14 protein-coding genes and 1 pseudogene are annotated in these 18,580 nt (G+C 68.8%); 2 read left to right on the top strand and 13 right to left on the bottom strand.

The genetic code is table 11. The features are described from left to right. Positions 1-508: response regulator transcription factor (locus C7C56_RS02340; RefSeq protein WP_146204249.1), on the top strand; the 508-nt coding region annotated here is incomplete at its 5' end. Positions 509-526: 18 nt separating this feature from the next. Here C7C56_RS02340 and C7C56_RS30455 read toward each other — a convergent pair. The 3 genes and pseudogenes from C7C56_RS30455 to C7C56_RS02330 form a co-directional block, all read right to left on the bottom strand. Next, entirely contained in the window at positions 527-766 is a 240-nt protein-coding gene (locus tag C7C56_RS30455) for a winged helix-turn-helix domain-containing protein (protein WP_307719015.1), read from the bottom strand. Positions 767-935: 169 nt separating this feature from the next. Beyond that, positions 936-1,223: pseudogene (locus C7C56_RS30450) on the bottom strand (response regulator); the annotation flags it as partial. Between the two features lie 9 nt (positions 1,224-1,232). Next, positions 1,233-2,777 (bottom strand): ATP-binding protein, encoded by a 1,545-nt coding sequence (locus C7C56_RS02330; protein WP_106755893.1) that lies wholly within the window; start codon positions 2,775-2,777, stop codon positions 1,233-1,235. Between the two features lie 181 nt (positions 2,778-2,958). Between C7C56_RS02330 and C7C56_RS02325 the strand changes: the two genes are divergently transcribed. Next, positions 2,959-4,416, top strand: coding sequence for a cytochrome C (locus C7C56_RS02325; protein ID WP_229457917.1), 1,458 nt, complete (start codon positions 2,959-2,961; stop codon positions 4,414-4,416). Between the two features lie 16 nt (positions 4,417-4,432). Here the strand turns inward: C7C56_RS02325 and C7C56_RS02320 are convergent, their stop codons facing one another. The 10 genes from C7C56_RS02320 to C7C56_RS02275 all read right to left on the bottom strand — a co-directional run bounded on the left by C7C56_RS02320 (position 4,433) and on the right by C7C56_RS02275 (position 18,492). Then, positions 4,433-6,883 (bottom strand): glycogen/starch/alpha-glucan phosphorylase, encoded by a 2,451-nt coding sequence (locus C7C56_RS02320; RefSeq protein ID WP_106755891.1) that lies wholly within the window; start codon positions 6,881-6,883, stop codon positions 4,433-4,435. 61 nt (positions 6,884-6,944) lie between these two features. After that, entirely contained in the window at positions 6,945-8,405 is a 1,461-nt protein-coding gene (gene glgA / locus C7C56_RS02315; RefSeq protein WP_106755890.1) for a glycogen synthase GlgA, read from the bottom strand. Between the two features lie 8 nt (positions 8,406-8,413). After that, complete coding sequence (glgC, locus tag C7C56_RS02310) at positions 8,414-9,691, bottom strand: glucose-1-phosphate adenylyltransferase (protein ID WP_219933090.1); 1,278 nt, start codon at positions 9,689-9,691, stop codon at positions 8,414-8,416. 21 nt (positions 9,692-9,712) lie between these two features. Beyond that, entirely contained in the window at positions 9,713-11,692 is a 1,980-nt protein-coding gene (gene glgX / locus C7C56_RS02305; RefSeq protein ID WP_106755888.1) for a glycogen debranching protein GlgX, read from the bottom strand. Further along, complete coding sequence (gene glgB, locus C7C56_RS02300) at positions 11,692-13,860, bottom strand: 1,4-alpha-glucan branching protein GlgB (RefSeq protein WP_106755887.1); 2,169 nt, start codon at positions 13,858-13,860, stop codon at positions 11,692-11,694. The genes glgX and glgB overlap by 1 nt, the downstream gene beginning before the upstream one ends. Positions 13,861-14,023: 163 nt before the next feature. Further along, on the bottom strand, positions 14,024-14,509 hold the full coding sequence (locus C7C56_RS02295) for a GNAT family N-acetyltransferase (protein ID WP_106755886.1): 486 nt from the start codon (positions 14,507-14,509) through the stop codon (positions 14,024-14,026). Between the two features lie 44 nt (positions 14,510-14,553). After that, positions 14,554-15,396, bottom strand: a complete 843-nt coding sequence (locus C7C56_RS02290; RefSeq protein WP_181372985.1) for a PhzF family phenazine biosynthesis protein — start codon at positions 15,394-15,396, stop codon at positions 14,554-14,556. A 129-nt stretch (positions 15,397-15,525) separates the two neighbouring features. After that, the gene (locus tag C7C56_RS02285) at positions 15,526-16,035 is read right to left on the bottom strand and encodes an SET domain-containing protein (protein ID WP_106755885.1); all 510 of its coding nucleotides are present in this window, start codon (positions 16,033-16,035) and stop codon (positions 15,526-15,528) included. Positions 16,036-16,144: 109 nt separating this feature from the next. Continuing rightward, positions 16,145-16,843, bottom strand: a complete 699-nt coding sequence (locus C7C56_RS02280; RefSeq protein WP_146204248.1) for a hypothetical protein — start codon at positions 16,841-16,843, stop codon at positions 16,145-16,147. Beyond that, on the bottom strand, positions 16,828-18,492 hold the full coding sequence (locus C7C56_RS02275) for a SulP family inorganic anion transporter (RefSeq protein ID WP_106755883.1): 1,665 nt from the start codon (positions 18,490-18,492) through the stop codon (positions 16,828-16,830). The genes C7C56_RS02280 and C7C56_RS02275 overlap by 16 nt, the downstream gene beginning before the upstream one ends. Positions 18,493-18,580 lie beyond the last annotated feature (88 nt).

Genomic DNA, 18,580 nt, shown 5'->3' with positions numbered 1-18,580 from the left:
GAGCCCGGAGGAAGGCGTGCTGGCCTGGGCCGAGGCGCGCCGCGGCGCCCGCACGCTGGTGCAGACGGGTTTTTACACGACCGGGCAGCGGCTGGCCGGCGTGATGGTGGCCGGCGACGCCGCGCCCAGCCTGGGCCAACTGGTGATCGTCGAAGACGACGAGGCCATCTCGGAGCTGATGCAGGCTTACCTGACCCGCCGCAGCTACACGGTGCGCGCGGTCTCGGACGGCAAACAGGCGCTCGACATGCTGGACCAGCTGCCGATCCCCGACCTGGTCCTGCTCGACGTCAACCTGCCCTATGTGAACGGCTTCGACATCCTCGCCTACATGCGCAACCACGCCCTGCTCAAGCACGTGCCGGCGATCATGGTCACCGCGCAGGTGAGCGACGCCGACGTCCTGCGCGGCCTCAAGGGCGGCGCCGACGGCTATGTCTTCAAGCCGTTCGAGTGGCCGGTCCTGAACGACTGCGTCAAGCGCGTCCTGGCCAGCGTCAACGGCTAAGGCCGCGCATCGACCGCCTTACTGCGGCGGCGGCTCGAAGCGGTAGCCCACCCCGTAGACCGACTGCAGGCAATCGGCGTGCGGCAGCCGCGCGGCCAGCTTGCGCCGGATATTCTTGATGTGCGAGTCGACCGTGCGGTCGTTGATGTCGCGTTGGTCCTCGTGCGCGAAGTCGAGCAACCGCTGGCGCGAATGGACCCGGTCGGGATTGTCGATCAACTCTGCCAGCAGTCGGAATTCGACGACCGTGAGCTGCAAGTCCGCCCCCCGCGCACAGCACGCGCATGGTGGCGCGGTCGACCACGAACCCCTGCCCGGACGGCGCCGGCTGCGCGCCCGCGGCGATGCCGGCGCGGCGCAGGTGGGCCCGCACGCGCGCCACCACCTCGCGCGGGCTGAACGGTTTGCACACATAGTCGTCGGCGCCGATATCGAGCCCCATCAGGCGGTCGACCTCGTCCACGCGCGCGGTCAGCATGATGATCGGCACCGGCGAGAACAGCCGCACCGCCTTGCACACCTCGATGCCATCGAGTTCGGGCAGCATCAGGTCGAGCACCACCAGATCGACCGCGGACGAACGGATCGCCTCGAGCGCGCTGCGGCCGTCGCCGATGCAGGTCTGGCGATAGCCGGCCGCCTCGCAATAATCGGCCAGCAGCGCGGCGATCTTGGGATCGTCTTCGACATTGAGGATGTGGGCCTGGTTTTGCATCGGTGATCCTCAGTAGTTGGGGTCAAGCGGAATGCGGACCAGCATGCGCAGCCCGCCCAGCGGCGACGCCGAGGCGGCGATGCCTCCGCCATGCGCATCGAGCAGCGCCTTGCAGATCGCCAGCCCCAGCCCGCTGCCACCGCCCGCCGGCGTGGTGCGCGCGCGCGCGCTGTCGACCCGGTACAGGCGCTCGAACAGGCGCTCGTGGACGCCGTCCGGCACCCCGGGCGCGCTGTCCTCGACCAGCAATTCGGCCACCCCATCGAGTTTGGTCAGCGTGACGGCGATGGCGCCGCCCTCGCTGGTGTAGCGCACGCTGTTCTCGAGCAGGTTGACCAGGATTTGCGACAGGCGGCCCGAGTCGCCCCGCAGCATGACGTCGTTGGCGAGCGTCCAGCGCAGCTCGAGCCCGGCCGCTTGCGCGCGCGTGCGGTAACGCACAAGCAGCGGCAAGGCCAGCGCCCCCAGGTCGAGGCGCTGCCAGTCGTAGCGCAGTTCGCCGGCGTCGGCCAGCGTGAGCTGGTGCAGGTCGTCGACCAGCTGGTTGACCCGCAACACCTGCTCGTGCAGCGATTCGAGCGCGCCGGTGTCGGTGGCGCGGATGCCGTCGAGGAGCGCTTCGAGCTCGCCCCGCACCACCGTCAGCGGCGTGCGCAGTTCGTGCGCGATATCGGCGAGCATCTTGCGGCGCCGCTGCTCGCTTTGTTGGAGCGCCTGCGCCATCTCGTTGATGTGCACGGCCAGTTCGGCCAGCTCGCCGCGCGAGACCAGCGGGGCGCGCGCGTCGAACTCGCCGCGCGCCAGCCGCGCCGTGACGGTGCGCAGCGAGGCGATCGGGCGCAGCAGGTGGCGCGCCAGCCAGATCGACAGCAAAATGGCGCCCACGCCGAGCAGCGCGGCCAGCCACAGGATGTCGTTCAACTGCTTGCGCAAAAATCCGCTGGCGCCCGAGTCAACGCCGGCGGCCTGGCGCAGCGGGCTCAGACCGATGCGGCCCACGGTTTTGCCGTCGACCACGATCGGGAGCGAGACACCCGCGGGGAACTCGCGCGGCCCGATCACGGGCAGGCCGTCGGCGTCGGCGATCGAGACCCGGGGGGCGAAGCCCATCGGATCGCGCGCGCCCGGCGGATGCGGGGGCGGACCGCGTTCGCGGCCGCCGCCTTGGCCGCCCCGGTCTGGGCCGCGTTCCCCGGTCGGCTCCGGGCGCTGTCCGCCGGCGCCATCGGGAGGCGCCGCCCCGCGCCCGAATTGGTCGTCCGGATGGCGCGGCCTGCGTGGCTCCGGCGCCGCCTGTATCCGCGGATTCATCTGGTCCAACAGCTCGCGCAGGGCGCGCGGGCGCCGGCGCAGCCAGTCGAAATCGCCTTCGCGCCGGTGGCGCGCCTGCACCAGGTCGCGCAGCTGCCCGAGGTCCTGCGCCTGCATCTCGTTCAGGTAGGCGATGAAGCCGCGCTGCAGGTTGGAGGTCGTGACCCAGGCCATCGTCCCGACGCACAGCACCACGATCGCGATCACCGCGAGGGCGATCTTGCGCGCTATCGTCAATCGCATGCCACGCTTTTTTGGTTCGGCTTCATTCCTGCCCCTCGCTCTTATCGGTATCGCCATCATACCGGCCAATTGTGCTCGAATAATGGAGACGGACCTTCATTTGCGCCCGATGCCAGCCTCCATTTTTCCTGCACAATCGCGCCCCAGCATGGCGCCATCACCCATTGAGAGGAGCATCACCATGAAGAGCATAACGCCTGGATTACTGCTTGTCGCACTGCTGTCGGCCTGCGGCGGCGGCGGCGCCCCCACAACGGCGCCGGTTTCGCTTCCGACGATCGGCACCGGGCCGGCGCCGACTCCGGCGGCCCCGGGCGCGCAGGCCAACCGGGACGGCAGCGCCCTCACCACGACAGCGGCCGGCTTCATCGACACCGCAAACCCGTTCTTCAAGCCGCTCGGGAACGGGCGCTCCTGCGCCACCTGCCACGCCCAAGCCGAGGGCTGGAGCATCACGCCGCCCGCGCTGGCGGCCCGTTTTGCGAACACCAACGGCACCGACCCCGTGTTCCGGCTGATCGACGGCGCCAATTCGCCCAACGCGCTCGCCGTCACGCTCGACCAGAAGCGGCTCGCCTACAGCATGCTGCTGACCAAAGGGCTGATCCGGGTCGGCCTGCCGGTTCCGGCCGGCGCCGAGTTCACCCTGCTCCGGGCCGACGACCCTTACGGCTATGCGAGCGCGACCGAGCTGTCGTTGTTCCGGCGCCCGCTCGCGAGCACCAACCTGAAGTTCGCCAGCAGCGTGATGTGGGACAACCGCGAGACCACGGCCGACGCCAATTCCACCTCCTGCATCCGCGGCGCCGTGCCGGCCCTCTGCTTCGGCCCGATCGACGCCGACCTGCTGCACCAGGCCAACGGCGCCGTGCGCGGCCATGCCGAGGCGGCGCAGGACCTGACGGCGGCCGAGCAGCGCGCCATCGTCGACTTCGAAAAATCCCTGTTCACGGCGCAACTGACGTCCACCGCCGCGGGCGACCTGACGGCGGCCGGCGCGCTCGGCGGACCGGCCCTGCTGTCGCAGGGCGCCTTTTATTGGGGGATCAACGACGTCGCCGTTGGCGACTACCTGAGCGGCGCGCCTTTCACGCCCGCCGCGATGACCCTGTTCGGCGCGTGGCGCGACGCGGCGGCCGGGCCGAATCCGTCGGCCCAGAATCTGGCGCGCGCCTCGATCGCGCGCGGCGAACAATTGTTCAACACGCGCCCGATGAACATCGTGGGCGTGGCCGGTTTCAGCGACACCTTGCGCCAGCCGCTGCAACGGGGCACCTGCACCAGTTGCCACAACGCGCCCAACGCCGGATCGCATTCGGTGGCGCGCCAGTTCGACACCGGGGTCTCGGCGGCCAACCTGCGCACGCCCGACATGCCGCTCTACACGCTGCGCAACAACGTCACCGGCGAAGTGGTCGACACCACCGACCCCGGCACCGCGCTCATCAGCGGCAAATGGGCCGACATCGGAAAAATGAAGACCCCGGCGCTGCGCGGATTGGCGGCGCGCCCGCCCTACTTCCACAACGGCTCGGCCGCCACGCTCGAGGACACGGTGCGCTTTTACGACCGCCGCTTCAGGATGGGCCTGTCGCCGCAGGACGTCGCCGACCTGGGCGCGTTCCTGAAGGCGCTGTGAAAACCCCCGGCGCCGGTCAGATCCTTATCGGCGCCGCCCGCCAGATCTCGCTCGCGTATTCTGCGATCGTGCGGTCCGACGAGAAGCTGCCCATCCCGGCCACGTTGAGTATCGCCTTGCGCGCCCATTCCCGCGGCTGGCGGTAGAGCGCGTCGACCTGGTCCTGGGTCGCGACGTAGCTCGCATAGTCGGCCAGCAGCAGGTAATGGTCGCCCCAGTTGACCAGCACATCGTAGATCGACTGGAAGCGTCCCTTGTCGTCGGGCGAGAACACGCCGTCGCGGATCTGGTCGAGCGCCAGGCGCAACTCGGCGTCCTGTTCGTAGTAACGGCGCGACTGGTAGCCGGCGGCCCGCAGTTGCGCCACCTGCACGGCGTCGTTCCCGAAGATGAAGAAATTGTCGGCCCCGACCGCGTCGCGCATCTCCACGTTGGCGCCGTCGAGGGTGCCGATGGTGAGCGCGCCGTTGAGTGCGAATTTCATGTTGCCGGTGCCCGAGGCCTCGGTGCCTGCGGTCGACACCTGCTCCGACAGGTCGGCCGCGGGAATGATCATCTCGGCCAGGCTGACGCTGTAGTTCGGGATGAACACGACCTTGAGCTTGCCCTTGATGCGCGCGTCGTTGTTGACCAGCGCGGCGACATCGTTGATCAGTTTGATGATCTGCTTGGCCATGTGGTACGCCGACGCCGCCTTGCCCGCGAAGACCACCGTGCGCGGCACCCAGTCGGCGTCCGGATTGGCCAGTATCCGGTTGTAGCGCGTGACCACGTGCAGCACATTGAGCAGCTGGCGCTTGTATTCGTGGATCCGCTTGACCTGGACGTCGAACAGCGAATCGGGATCGAGCTCGATGCCCATGTTCTGCGCGACCCACTTGGCCAGGCGCTCCTTGTTGGCGCGCTTGGCGCCGCGGAAGGCGTCGACAAAGCCTGCCTGCACGGCCAGCGGGCGCAATTGCGTGAGCTGGTCGAGCTCGCGCCGCCAGTCGCGTCCGATGTGGGCGTCGATCAGGCCTGCCAGCGGCGGGTTGGCCTGCGCCAGCCAGCGGCGCGGCGTCACGCCGTTGGTCTTGTTGGTGAAGCGCTCGGGGAACAGGCGCGCGAAATCGGCAAAGATCGATTGTTTCATCAGTTCCGAGTGGAGCGCCGACACCCCGTTGATCTTGTGGCTCGCCAGCACCGCGAGGTAGGCCATGCGCACCCGGCGCCCGCCCCCCTCGTCGATCAGCGAGACCCGGCGCGCCAGCTCGGCGTCGCTGCCGTGGCGCTCGACCAGGCCGGCCATGAAGTGCGCGTTGATCTCGAAGATGATGTTCAGGTGGCGCGGCAGCACCCGGCCGAGCATCTCGACCGGCCAGGTTTCGAGCGCCTCGCGCATCAGCGTGTGGTTGGTGTACGAAAAAACCTGCTGCGCCAGCGCCCATGCCCGGTGCCACTCCAGGTGGTGCTCGTCGATCAGAATGCGCATCAGCTCCGGGATCGCCAGCACCGGATGGGTGTCGTTGAGATGGATCGCGACCTGGTCGGGCAGCTCGTCGAAGCCCTCGTGCGTGAGCAGGTAGCGCCGCACCAGGTCCTGCAGGCTGGCGGCGACGAAAAAATACTCCTGGCGCAGGCGCAGCTCGCGCCCCGACGAGGTCGAGTCGTCCGGATAGAGCACGCGCGAGACGTTCTCGGAGTGGTTCTTGCCCTCGACCGCCACAAAATAGTCGCCCTGGTTGAAGGCGCCCAGGTTGATCTCGCTGGCCGCCTTGGCCGACCAGAGCCGCAGCGTGTTGGTCGCCGCCGTCGCGTAGCCGGGGATGATGATGTCGTAGGCCATGGCCAGCACGTCCTCGGTGTCGATCCATTCGACCCGGTCGCCGCGCTGCTCGGTGCGCCCGCCGAAGCGTACCCGGTACTGCACCTCGGGGCGCGGGAATTCCCACGGGTGGCCGCCGGCCATCCAGTAGTCGGGCGTCTCGACCTGGCTGCCGTCGACGATCTGCTGGCGGAACATGCCGTAGTCGTAGCGGATCCCGTAGCCGAAGCCGGCGATGCCGAGCGTCGCCATCGAGTCGAGGAAGCACGCCGCGAGGCGCCCCAGGCCGCCGTTGCCGAGCGCCGCATCGTGTTCGAGTTCGGCCATCTGGCCGATGTCGACGCCCAGTTCGGCCAGCGCCTGCCCCACCTGCTCGCCGATTTCGAGCGCCAGCAGGGCGTTGGTGAAGCTGCGCCCGATCAGGAACTCCATCGACAGGTAATAGACCCGCTTGGCTTTTTGCTCGTACTGGGCGCGCGTGGTCTTCATCCAGCGCTCGACCAGGCGGTCGCGCACGGCCAGCGCGGTCGCGTGCAGCCAGTCGGCAGGCTGCGCCGCCACCGGGTCCTTGCCGACCCGGTAGACGAGTTGGTTGGCGATGGCGCGCTTGAGGTGGGCGACGTCGTTGAGTTGGGGGTCGTACTCGAAATCCGGTTGCGACATTGGTTGCGACATTGGTTGCGACATTGGTTGCGACATTGGTTGCGACATTGGTTGCGACATATTAGGTGTTGGCGATCTGCTGATAAAGGTTTAAAAACTGGGCGGCCGGGGCCTCCCAGCCGAATTGCTGGGCCATCGCGCGCGCCTGCACCTTGCGCCATTCGTCGGGCCGGCGGTACAGCGAGAACACGCGGCGCACCGCGGCGTCGATGCCCTGGGCGTCGAACTGGTCGAACACGAAGCCCGTGGCGAGCGCGTCGTCGAGGTTTTCGAGCGAGGCGTCGTGCACCGTGTCGGCCAGGCCGCCCACGCGCCGCACCAGCGGCAGGGTGCCGTATTTGAGTCCGTAGAGCTGGGTCAGGCCGCACGGCTCGAAGCGCGAAGGCACGAGGATGACGTCGCTGCCCCCGATCAGCGCATGCGCGTACGCCTCGTCGTAGCCGATGCGCACCGCCACCGACTTGGGATGGGCCGCCGCCAGCGCGCGGAACGCGTCTTCGAGCGCCGCGTCGCCGCTCCCCAACAGCGCGAGCTGCCCGCCCGCGGAAATGATGCGCGCCACGCTGGCCAGCACCAGGTGCAGCCCTTTTTGTTCGGTCAACCGGCTGACCACGCAAAACAGGGGCGCGTCCGGGACCAAAGCGAGGCCGCAGTCGCGCTGCAGCGCGGCCTTGCAGCGCGCCTTGCCGTCCATCGCCGCGGGTGAATATGGCGCCGCGATCAGCGCGTCGGTCGCCGGGTTCCACACCGCGTCGTCGACGCCGTTGAGGATGCCGGCCAGGTCGCCCGAGCGCGCCCGCAGCAGGCCGTCAAGGCCGCAGCCCTGCTCCTGGCCCTGGATTTCGCGCGCGTAGGTCGGGCTGACCGTGGTGATCTTGTCGGCGAAATGCAGGCCGGCCTTGAGAAACGATACCTGTCCATGGAACTCGGCGCCCTCGATGCCGAAATAGGCGCCCGGCAGCCCCAGTTCGGGAAACACCTCGGGCGGGAACACGCCCTGGTAGGCTAGGTTGTGGACCGTGATCACCGAGCCGGCCAGGTGCTTGCCGCTTGCCTCGCGCGCCGCCCGCAGGTAGGCCGGCGCGAGGCCGGCGTGCCAGTCGTGGCAATGGAGTATGTCGGGCGACCATGCGGGGTCGAGCCGCTGCGCCATCTGCGCCGCGACCCAGCCCAACAGGGCGAAGCGGCGGTAGTTGTCGGGATAGGCGCGGTGCTGCGCGTCCGCGTACGGATTGCCCGGCCGGTCGAACAACGCGGGCGCGTCGATCACGTAGGCGGCAATGCCGGAGTCGGGCAGCAGACCCCGGTACAGGCGGATGGCGTCGACGCCGAAGCGCGGCGCCAGCTCGGCCACCAGCTGCTTGTGGGCGACGCCTGCCATCAGCGCCGGAAAGCCCGGCACCAGCACCCGCGCGTCCAGGCCGGCGGCGGCCTGCGCCGCCGGCAGGGCGCCGGCAACGTCGGCCAGGCCGCCGGTCTTGAGCAGCGGGTAGATCTCGGTGCTTACATGAAGTACGCGCATGGTTCGCCTTACAGTGCCGCCAGCATGGCCGCGGTGACCAGCACCACGCCGGTCTCGCTGCGGTGGAAGCGCTTGGCGTCGAGCTCGGCGTCGTCGCCGATCACCATGCCGGCCGGGATCGCGCAATTGCGGTCGACCACGACCTTGCGCAGGGTGCAGCCGGCGCCGATGGTGGTGCCGGGCAGCAGCACCGCCTGGTCGACCGTGCAGAACGAGGCGACCCGCACGTTCGAGAACAGCACCGAGCTCTGGACGTGCGAGCCCTCGATGATGCAGCCGCCGGAGACCAGGGTGTTGACGGCGACGCCGTGCTGGCCGTTTTCGTCGAACACGAATTTGGCCGGCGGCAGTTGCTCCTGGTAGGTCCAGATCGGCCAGTCGCGGTCGTACAGGTTGAGTTCGGGCGAGATCGACGCCAGGTCCAGGTTGGCCGACCAGAACGCGTCGACAGTGCCGACGTCGCGCCAGTAGGCGGTGCCGTCTTCGCAGGCGGGCACGCACGACATGCCGAACGGGTGGGCGATCGCGTTGCCCTCCCCGACCACGCGCGGGATGATGTCCTTGCCGAAGTCGTGCGACGAGTCCGGGTTGGCGATGTCCTCCTCGAGCAGCTTGTAGAGGTAGTCGGCGTTGAAGATGTAGATCCCCATCGAGGCCAGCGTGGTGTCGGGCTTGCCCGGCATGGTCGGTGGGTCGGACGGTTTTTCGACGAAGGCGGTGACCTTGCGCGCGGTGTCGACGTCCATCACGCCAAAGGCCGACGCTTCGGCCTTGGGCACCTCGATGCAGCCGACGGTGCAACCCATGCCGCTCTTGGCATGGTCCATCAGCATCAGCGAATAGTCCATCTTGTAGATATGGTCGCCGGCCAGCACCAGCACGTATTCGGGTTTGTACGAGCGCAGGATGTCGAGGTTCTGGTAGACCGCGTCGGCGGTGCCGCGGTACCAGTGCTCCTCGTCGACGCGCTGCTGGGCCGGCAGCAGGTCGATGAACTCATTGAGCTCGCCGCGCAAAAAGCTCCAGCCGCGCTGCAGGTGGCGCAGCAGCGAGTGCGATTTGTACTGGGTGACGACGCCGATGCGGCGGATGCCCGAATTGAGGCAGTTCGACAGGACGAAGTCGATGATCCGGAATTTGCCCCCGAAGTAGACGGCCGGCTTGGCGCGCCGGTCGGTCAGCTGCAGCAGGCGCGATCCGCGTCCGCCGGCCAGCACCAGCGCCACGGTGCGTTTGGGCAGCAGGCGCGCGAGCGTGGCGTTGTTCCGTTCTTGCATCGTATCCATTTTGTTTCTCCGTGGTTATTGTTAATTTTTCTCGTGTGAACTTGCCAGCAGCAGCGCGTGCGGCGGCACCGCGGCGCGCCCCTGCAGGATGTGGGGCGGCGCGGCCGGGTCGGCGCTGTCGAGCAGCAGCTGCCAGGCGCCGGGCGGCAGCGTGAAGGCGACCGCGTGCGCGGTGGCGTTGACCAGCAACAAGCAGGACTCAAGGCCGGCGCCGAGCAAAATGGCGATGCTGCGCTGGGCGCCGCTGTGCCAGTCGGCGCCGTCGAGCGGCGCGCCGTCGAAGCGGGTCCAGGCGATCGGGCACTGCCAGGTCGCGCGGCGCAGCGCCGGCAGGCGCTTGCGCAGCCCGACCAGGCGCGCCACGTAGTGGCCCAGTTCGAGGTCGGCCCCGGCCCAGTCGATCCACGAGACCGCGTTGTCCTGGCAGTAGGCGTTGTTGTTGCCGCCCTGGGTGTGCCCCAACTCGTCGCCGGCCAGCAGCATCGGCGTGCCTTGCGAGAACACCAATGTGGCCAGCAGCGCGCGCCGCAGCCGCGCGCGCAGCGCCAGCACGGCCGGGTCGTCGCTCTCGCCCTCGGCGCCGCAGTTGGCGCCCAGGTTGTGGTTGTGGCCGTCGCGGTTGCCTTCGCCGTTGGCCTCGTTGCGCTTGTGCTGGTAGCTGACCAGGTCGCGCAGCGTGAAGCCGTCGTGCGCGCAGATGAAGTTGACGCTCGCCGCCGGCGCGCGCGCGTGGTGCTCGAACAGGTCGCTCGAGCCGGCGAAGCGGCGCCCGAACTGCCCCATCGTGACCTCGCCGCCGAGCCAGAAGGCGCGCATGGTGTCGCGATACTTGTCGTTCCATTCGAGCCAGCCGTCGGGAAAATTGCCGAGCTGGTAGCCGCCCGGGCCGATGTCCCAGGGCTCGGCGATCAGCTTGACCCGGGCCAGCACCGGGTCCTGCGCGAGCGCGGCCAGAAACGCCGCGCGCGGCGAAAAGCCCTGCTCGTAGCGCGCCAGCGACGGCGCCAGGTCGAAGCGGAAGCCGTCGACGTGGAATTGCTGCACCCAGTAGCGCAGCGAATCCATCACCAGTTGCAGCACCCGCGGCTCGGACAGGTTCAGGGTGTTGCCGCAGCCGGTCCAGTTCTCGTACAGGGCGCGGTTGCCCGGCCGCAGATGGTAGTACACGGCGTTGTCGATCCCGCGCAGCGAGAGCGTCGGCCCCTCCTCGTCGAGCTCCGCGCTGTGGTTGTAGACGACGTCGAGGATCACCTCGATGCCGCGCCCGTGCAGGGCCTTGACCATGTCGCGCAGCTCACTGGCGGCGCTGCCGCCGGCGCGGCCCGACCAGTAGCGCGTCTCGGGCGCGAAGAAACCGACGGTCGAATAGCCCCAGTAGTTGGACAGGCCGGAGCGCGCAAGGCGCGCCTCGTCGGCGCGCCGCTGCAGCGGCAGCAGGCTGACGGCGGTCACGCCGAGCCGGGCCAGGTGGTCGAGCGCGGCCGGATGCGCCAAACCGGGATAGCTGCCGCGCAGCGCCTCGGGCACGCCGCCCAGCAGGCGCGTGAAGCCCTTCACGTGCAGCTCGTACAAGATGGTGTCCTCGGGCGCGGTGCGCGGCGCGCGGTCGTCGCCCCAGTCGTAGGAATCGTCGACCACCCTGCCCTTGAACGCGCCGTCGATGCCGTCGTGGCCACCGACGACGTCGCGCGCGTATGGATCGAGCAGCACCAGGTCGGGATTGAAGCGGTGGCCGCGCTCGGGATCGAACGGGCCGTGCACGCGGTAGCCGTAGACCTGGCCCGCGCCGACGCCTTGCAGGAGGCCGTGCCAGACGCCGCTGGTCTTGGCCGGCAGCGCCAGGCAGGCGCTCTGGCGCGCGCCGTCGGCGTCGAACAGGCACAGCTCGACCTTGCCGGCGTTTGGCGCCACCAGCGCGAAGTTGACCGCGCCGCCTTGCACGCTGGCGCCAAGCGGATAGGCGGCGCCCACGCTCAGGGTCAGGGCTGGTTCCGGCGGCATCAGTTCTCCAACACCAGCATCAGGGTCGCCAGCGGCGGCAGGGTCAGCGCCAGCGATTGCGCGCGTCCGTGCATGCCGCTCGGGTCGGTGGCCAGCACGCCGTTGCCGACGCCGCTGCCGCCGTACTGCAGCTGGTCGGTGTTGATCAATTCGCGGTAGCGCCCGGCCGCCGGCACGCCGATGCGGTAGCCGGGCCGGCACACCGGCGTGAAATTGCAAATCACCAGCACGCAGCTGCCGTCGTCGGCGCGGCGCACGAACGAAAGCACCGAGTTCTCGCGGTCCTCGTGCGAAATCCACTCGAAGCCGCGCTGCTCGAAGTCGACCTGGTGCAGCGCCGGGTAGGCGCGCAGCACGTTGTTAAGGTCGCGCACCAGGCGCTGGACGCCGGCGTGCGCCGGGTCGTCGAGCAGGTGCCAGTCGAGGCTGGCGTCGGCGTCCCACTCCCTGGCCTGGGCGAACTCGCAACCCATGAACAGCAGCTTTTTGCCGGGATGGCCCCACATGAAGCCATAGTAGGCGCGCAGGTTGGCGAAGCGCTGCCAGTGGTCGCCGGGCATGCGCGCCAGGATCGAGCCTTTGCCGTGCACCACCTCGTCGTGCGAGAGCGGCAGCACGAAGTTCTCGCTGAAGGCGTACACGATGCCGAAACTGATCTTGTCGTGGTGGTGCTTGCGGTTGACCGGGTCCTCCTGCATGTAGCGCAGGGTGTCGTTCATCCAGCCCATGTTCCATTTGTAGTGGAAGCCCAGCCCGCCCATCTCGAGCGGGCGCGACACGTTCGGAAAACTGGTCGACTCCTCGGCCATGGTGATGGCCTCGGGCCGCTGCGAGCAAACCAGCTCGTTCATTCGGCGCAAAAACGCGATCGCCTCGAGGTTCTCGCGCCCGCCGTGGATGTTGGGGACCCATTCACCCTCTTTGCGGCTGTAGTCGCGGTACAGCATCGAGGCCACCGCGTCGACCCGCAGGCCGTCGATGCCATAGCGTTCGATCCAGTACAGGGCGTTGGCGGCGAGGAAGTCGCGCACCTCCTGCCGGCCGTAGTTGTAGATCAGCGTGTTCCAGTCCTGGTGGAAGCCCTCTTTTGGGTCGGCGTGCTCGTACAGGTGGGTGCCGTCGAAGCCGGCCAGCGCGAACGCGTCGGTCGGAAAATGCCCCGGCACCCAGTCGAGCAGCACGCCGATGCCGGCCGCGTGCGCGGTCTCAACCAAAAAGCGGAAGTCCTCGGGGCTGCCGAAGCGCGAGGTCGGCGCGTACAGGCCGGTCGGCTGGTAGCCCCACGAGCCGTCGAACGGGTGCTCCTGCACGGGCAGCAGCTCGATATGGCTAAAGCCCATCTGCCGCACATACGGCACCAGCTGCTCGGCCAGTTCGCGGTAGTTCAGCCAGCGCCGACCATGGTCGGCGCGGCGCCATGAGCCAAGGTGCACCTCGTAGATGCTGACCGCCGAGTTGAGCGCGTTGGCGCGCTGGCGCTCCGGCGGCGCCGGCACGACCGCCGGCAGCGCATGCACCACCGAGGCGGTTTCGGGGCGCAGCTGCGCGCGGAACGCGTACGGGTCGGCCTTGAGCAGCGTGGCGCCGAAGGCGGTCTTGATTTCGAATTTATACAATTCGCCGGGGCCGATCTGCGGGATGAAGATCTCCCACACGCCGCGCTGCGGATGCAGGCGCATGCCGTGACGCCGGCCGTCCCAGCTGTTGAAGGCGCCGACGAGGGCGACGCGCCGCGCGTTGGGCGCCCACACCACGAAATTGACGCCGTCGACGCCATCGATGCGGGTCGGATGCGCGCCCATCGCCTCGTAGGGGCGCCCGCCGTAGTCGCCGGTGAACAGCGACGGGAAGCGGTACGCGTCCTCGTGCTCGTGGAGCGTGCCATGCCAGTCGACCCGCAGGCGGTAGGGGAAAGGCGCGGCGCGACCCTCGGATGGCCCCGCGGATGGCTCCGCAACGGCGCCGGCGAAAACCGCGCTCGCGCCGCAGCGTTCGAGCCTGGCCAGCGTGGCACCGTCGGCCGCGTCGAGCACCCATACCTGGTCGGCCCCAGGCAGCAAGGCGCGCACCACCAGGGCGCCGCCTTCAAAATGCATGCCGAGCACCGCGAACGGGTCGGCGTGGTCGCCCGCCATCAGGGCGTCGACCAAAGCAGTGTTGAATATCATCTGAGCGCCTTTTGCTATTCAATTATTGACGTGTAAGCATTGCGCCTCGTCACTACTTGTAGCAAAATAACACCATCCATTTGCCATGTCAACAGCTCACGCCAGTCTATACAAGCTGGAAATGTAGTAAAACAACGTATTTAATGTGGCAATCTTAAGACCATCAAACCTGCCCTGCGACCCAGCGCACCAGCACCTCCCCGGCGTCGTCGACGTAGCTGTCGCGGTGCGCGAAGGCGAGCTTTTGCACCACCCGCACCGAGGCCAGGTTCGCGGGGTTGATCTCGGCGACGACGAGGGTCGCGCCGCCGGCGAACGCGCGCGACAACAGTTGCCGCACCGCCTCGGTGGCGACGCCCTGCCCGCGGCTGGCCGGCGCGATCGCGTAGCCGATTTTTACCTTGCCGTCTTCGGGGTCGCCCTTGAAGCCGCAGCCGCCGACGAGCATTTTGTCGCCCTGCCTGAGCACGTAGAAGGTGGCGCACCAGAACTCGGCGCCGCCGCGCGCGATCGTGTCGAGCGCGCGCGCGGCCACGAACGCGGGCGGCAGCGCGTCGGGCTCGCTGGAGTAGCCGAGCGTGGCGGGCACCCTGCCCTCGGCCAGGGCGCGCAGGTGATCGAGGGGGACGGGGATGAGGACGATCGACATTCTGCTTTTGCCACCTTATTTTGCACGTTTCAACAAAAGCATGACTATATACTACGCGCCGTCCCCGAGACCCTGATCGAGCCGCCCGCCACGGGCCCTATTTCGGCGCGCAGGCGCGAGCGCATGCCCATATCCTCGCCCTGCACGATGTCGATCGCGCCGCCGTGCGGCCAGCCGAGATCGCGCAGGTAGCCGGCCAACGCCGCGGCGGCCGCGCCCGTGGCGGGGTCCTCGTAGACCCCACCCGAGGCGAACGGATTGCGGGCATGGAACAGCCGGTCGTTTTCGGCAAAGGCGAGCATGATGGTCACCAGGCCGGCGCGCGCCATCAGGCTGCGTCCGGCCGCCAGATCGTAGCGCATGGCGGCGAGCGCGGCACGGCTGTTAAGGCAAACGACAAGATGGTCGGCGCCGCCGTGCGCGAGCGCGGGCGCGATGCGCGCGTCGAGCTGACCGGGCGTGTAGCCGAACAGGGCGAGCGCCTCGGCCACGAGCGCGGGAGCGGCCGGGGCGCTGCGCGTGGGCGGTGATTGGAGCGCCACCTTGAGCGCGCCGTCGCACAGGCGTCCCTCGACCGTGATGTTTGCCTGGTTCAGTTGCAGCGAGAAGACGCCGGCGCCGAATCGGCGCGCCAGCACGGCGCCCAACGCGATGGTCGCGTGGCCGCAGAATGGCACCTCGGATTCGGGCGAAAAATAGCGCACGCGCCAGACGCCGCCCTCGTTGACGGCGAACGCGGTCTCGGAGTAGCCGACCCCGGCCGCGATGGCCTGCATGCGGGCCGCCGCCGGGTGCGTTTGGCCGACCCACACGCCGGCCGGATTGCCGCCCGCGCCGCCATCGGAAAACGCGGCGACGCGCTCGATCTGCGCGAGGTCGGCGCTCAAGCGGCGAACCCTCGTTGCGGTTGCTCGGTGCTGCGTTTTTTCATGTTCATCGGGGCCGCCATCACGCGACCGGTTTAGTTGCCACAGGGGTCGGCCGGCATGTTCGGACCGGCCCTCAAATTCTGGTGTTTACGGCGCCTTGGCTTTTTTGTTCTTTTTGACGGGCCGCTGCTTGGGCGCGAGCATGGTGCCGCTGCACGTCGGAGCGCCGCAATGGCAGGCGAAGGCGGCTTTGACGGCGCGCGTGTGCGGGCCGTCGTAGATCAGCGGGTAGCTATAGTTAAGCTCGGCGCCTGCCGCAATGTCTTGCATGGCGTAGATGAAGACCTGGCCGTCCTCTTCGAAGGCCTCGCAGTTGGGCTCGCACGAGTGGTTGATCAGGCGCGAATCGTTGCCGCCTGACCCACCGTCGATGACGCGCCCGTCCTCGAGGCTGAAATAGAAGGTGTGGTTGACCGGGCCGCCGCTTTGCGCCGAGCGCCGGATCGCCTCGTCCCATTCGATGCGCTCGCCGGTGTACTCGATGATGCGCTCACCCGCGTGCAGGTCGCGCCCGGCGAAGACGCCCTGGCCGTGCACGGGGGAGTTTCTGGCGACGCAGGCCGGGGCGGCGTCGGATGGCAGTGGCGTGTCGGTCATGTGGGGCAATTGGGTGAGAAACGATGGGCGGCTTCGCCCGGATGCGAGTGAACCGCTAGCTTACACGTTTCATCCTTTTTGAACAGAGGCATGCTGAAATTGTGCGCGATCACTTTTTCACCCAGCCACTGTCGGGCGGAGGACAATTGACCTGCTTCGGGCGCGCGCCGCCGCCCATGTAGCAGACTGCGCCGCCGGCGCGGGTGATGCGCGTGTACGAGACGCCGTCGGGCGAACGGTAGGTGTCCATGCTCATCGACTTCGAGCGGTCGATGTGGGCGCTGGCCATGATCCGCTCGAAGCGGGCGACCGGCGTGTCGGGCCTTTGCGCCGGCACGCCGGGCGCGCCGGCGCGCAGCGCGCGGTCGATTTTTCCGACGTCGCGCAGGGCGCGCTCGATTACCAGGGTCGGCCCCGGCGCGGGTTTGATTTGCAGCTCGTCGACCTCAACTGCGGCTTCAACTTCGGCGGCGGCCGGCGCCACCGGCGTCTGCGCCGCCGCCTGCCCGGGCACGGGCACGGGCACGGGCACGGGCCGGACCGGCGATTGCCTTGCCGGCCGTGGCGACGGCGGGCTGCGCGCCACAGAAGCAACCCGGCGCTTCGGGGGCGCCGCCGCGCGCGCGGGGAACAGCAGCATCACCACCCGATCGGCCGCCGGCCGCACCCCGCCCGCGGGCTTGGAACCGGCGGCGGCCAGCCAGCCGCCGACCAGCAGCAGGTGCAACAGCAGCGTGAGCGCCAGCGGCGCCCAGCGCAGGCGCCGAGCGCCCTCCCATACGATGCCGCGGCTCAAATTTGCGGACAAAGACTCGCCGCCCGCGTCGTCCGCGAGAGCTCGTCGCTCGCCATGACCGCGCTCAGGTACAGGCGTCCGGTCAATTCGCCCAGCAGTTCGCTCTGCTTGAGGCGGTCGAGCACCGGCCCCTTGACCTCGGCCAGATGCAGGGCGATGCCGCGCAGCTTGAGCGCCGGGTTCAGCTCCTTGAGCGCGAACAGGGCGGTGGTGTCGATCGAATTGACGGCCGACATGACCAGCACCAGGTGGCGCACCGCGGGGCGGGCCTGCAACTCCTCCTCGATGCGCGCGTTGACCGCGTCCACATTCCCGAAAAAAAGATTGGAATCGATGCGCAGCATCAGGATCTCGGGCACCGTCTCGGCCGCGTAGCGCTCGATGTTGCGGAAATGCTCGGTCCCGGCGATGCGCCCGAGCACCGCGATGTGCGGCCGGCTGGCGCGCCAGATCAGCGTGCCCATCGACAGCATCACGCCGATGACCACTCCCGCCTCCACCCCCAGCACGAGCACGCCGGCGGCGGTCGCCACGAGGGCGAGCGCGTCGCCGCGGTCGTAGCGCCACGCGGTGCGCAGCGTCGACAGGTCGAACATGCCGAGCACGGCGACGATGATCGTCGCCGCCAGCGCCGGCAGCGGCATCAGCGTCAGCCAGCCGGTCGGGGCCACCAGCGCCAGCGCCAGCAGGACCGCGCTGATGACGCTCGCCAGCGGCGTCTGGGCGCCGGCCGCGAAATTGACGGCCGAGCGCGAAATGCTGCCCGTCACCGGCAACGCGCCCGTGAGCGCGCTGCCGATGTTGGCCACGCCCACGCCGATCAACTCGTAGTTGCTGTTGACTTTTTCCTGGCGTTTGAGGGCCAGCGTCTGGGCCGCCGACATGCTGATCAGGAAAATCATGAAGCCGATCAGCAGCGCCGGCTGCAGCAACGCTCGCCAGTGCCCGTGCGACAGGGCCAGGTTCAAGCCCGGCAGGCCGGACGGCACATCGCCGGTGACGGCGACGCCGGCCTCGTGCAGGCCGAGCAGAGGCACCAGGATGGTCGCGCCCACCACCACGACCATCGGCGCGAGGCGCGCGCCGGTGTCGGCAGCGCCCGCGCCCATGCCGAGGCGCACCAGCAGCGGCGCGAGGTACTGGCGCGCCAGCAACAGCAGCGCGAGCGAGCCCAGGCCCAGCGTGAGGCTGGGCAGGTGGACGGCGGGCAGGTCGGCGCCCACCAGCGGTTCAATCTGCCCCTGGGCGATCACGAGCGCGGCGCCGATGGTGAAGCCGCTCATCACGGGGCGCGAGAAGAAATTGGCGACAAAGCCGAGCCGCAACAGGCCGCACACGAGCAGCACCACGCCCGACAGCAGCGCCAACTGGGCCGCCAGCACACCATACAGTCCCGAGCCGGCCGCCGCCAGCGGCGCCAGCGCGGTGGCCGTCATCAGCGAGATGATGACCATCGGCCCGACCGATTGCGTCATGCTCGACCCGAACAGCGCGTACAGGATCGGCGGCAGGATGCCCGCGTAGAGGCCGACCACCGGCGGCAGCCCCGCCACCAGGGCGTAGGCCATGCCCTGCGGGATCAACATCATGGCGACGACGATGCCAGCGCCTATGTCGCCCGCCAACAGTTCGCGCCGGTACCGCCTCAGCCATTGCAGCATGTGTGATCCGTGCAAAAGGCGCAAGCCTACCATGCCGCGCGCGGACCGCGCCAGCGTGGCTTTCGTCCGCCCAGGGCGATTGCATGAA

Origin of the sequence: Massilia glaciei (assembly GCF_003011895.2) — a bacterium.
Lineage (GTDB): Bacteria > Pseudomonadota > Gammaproteobacteria > Burkholderiales > Burkholderiaceae_D > Telluria_A > Telluria_A glaciei.
The sequence above is the reverse complement of the archived record's forward strand: the minus strand, read 5'-3'. Positions and strand labels throughout refer to the sequence as shown.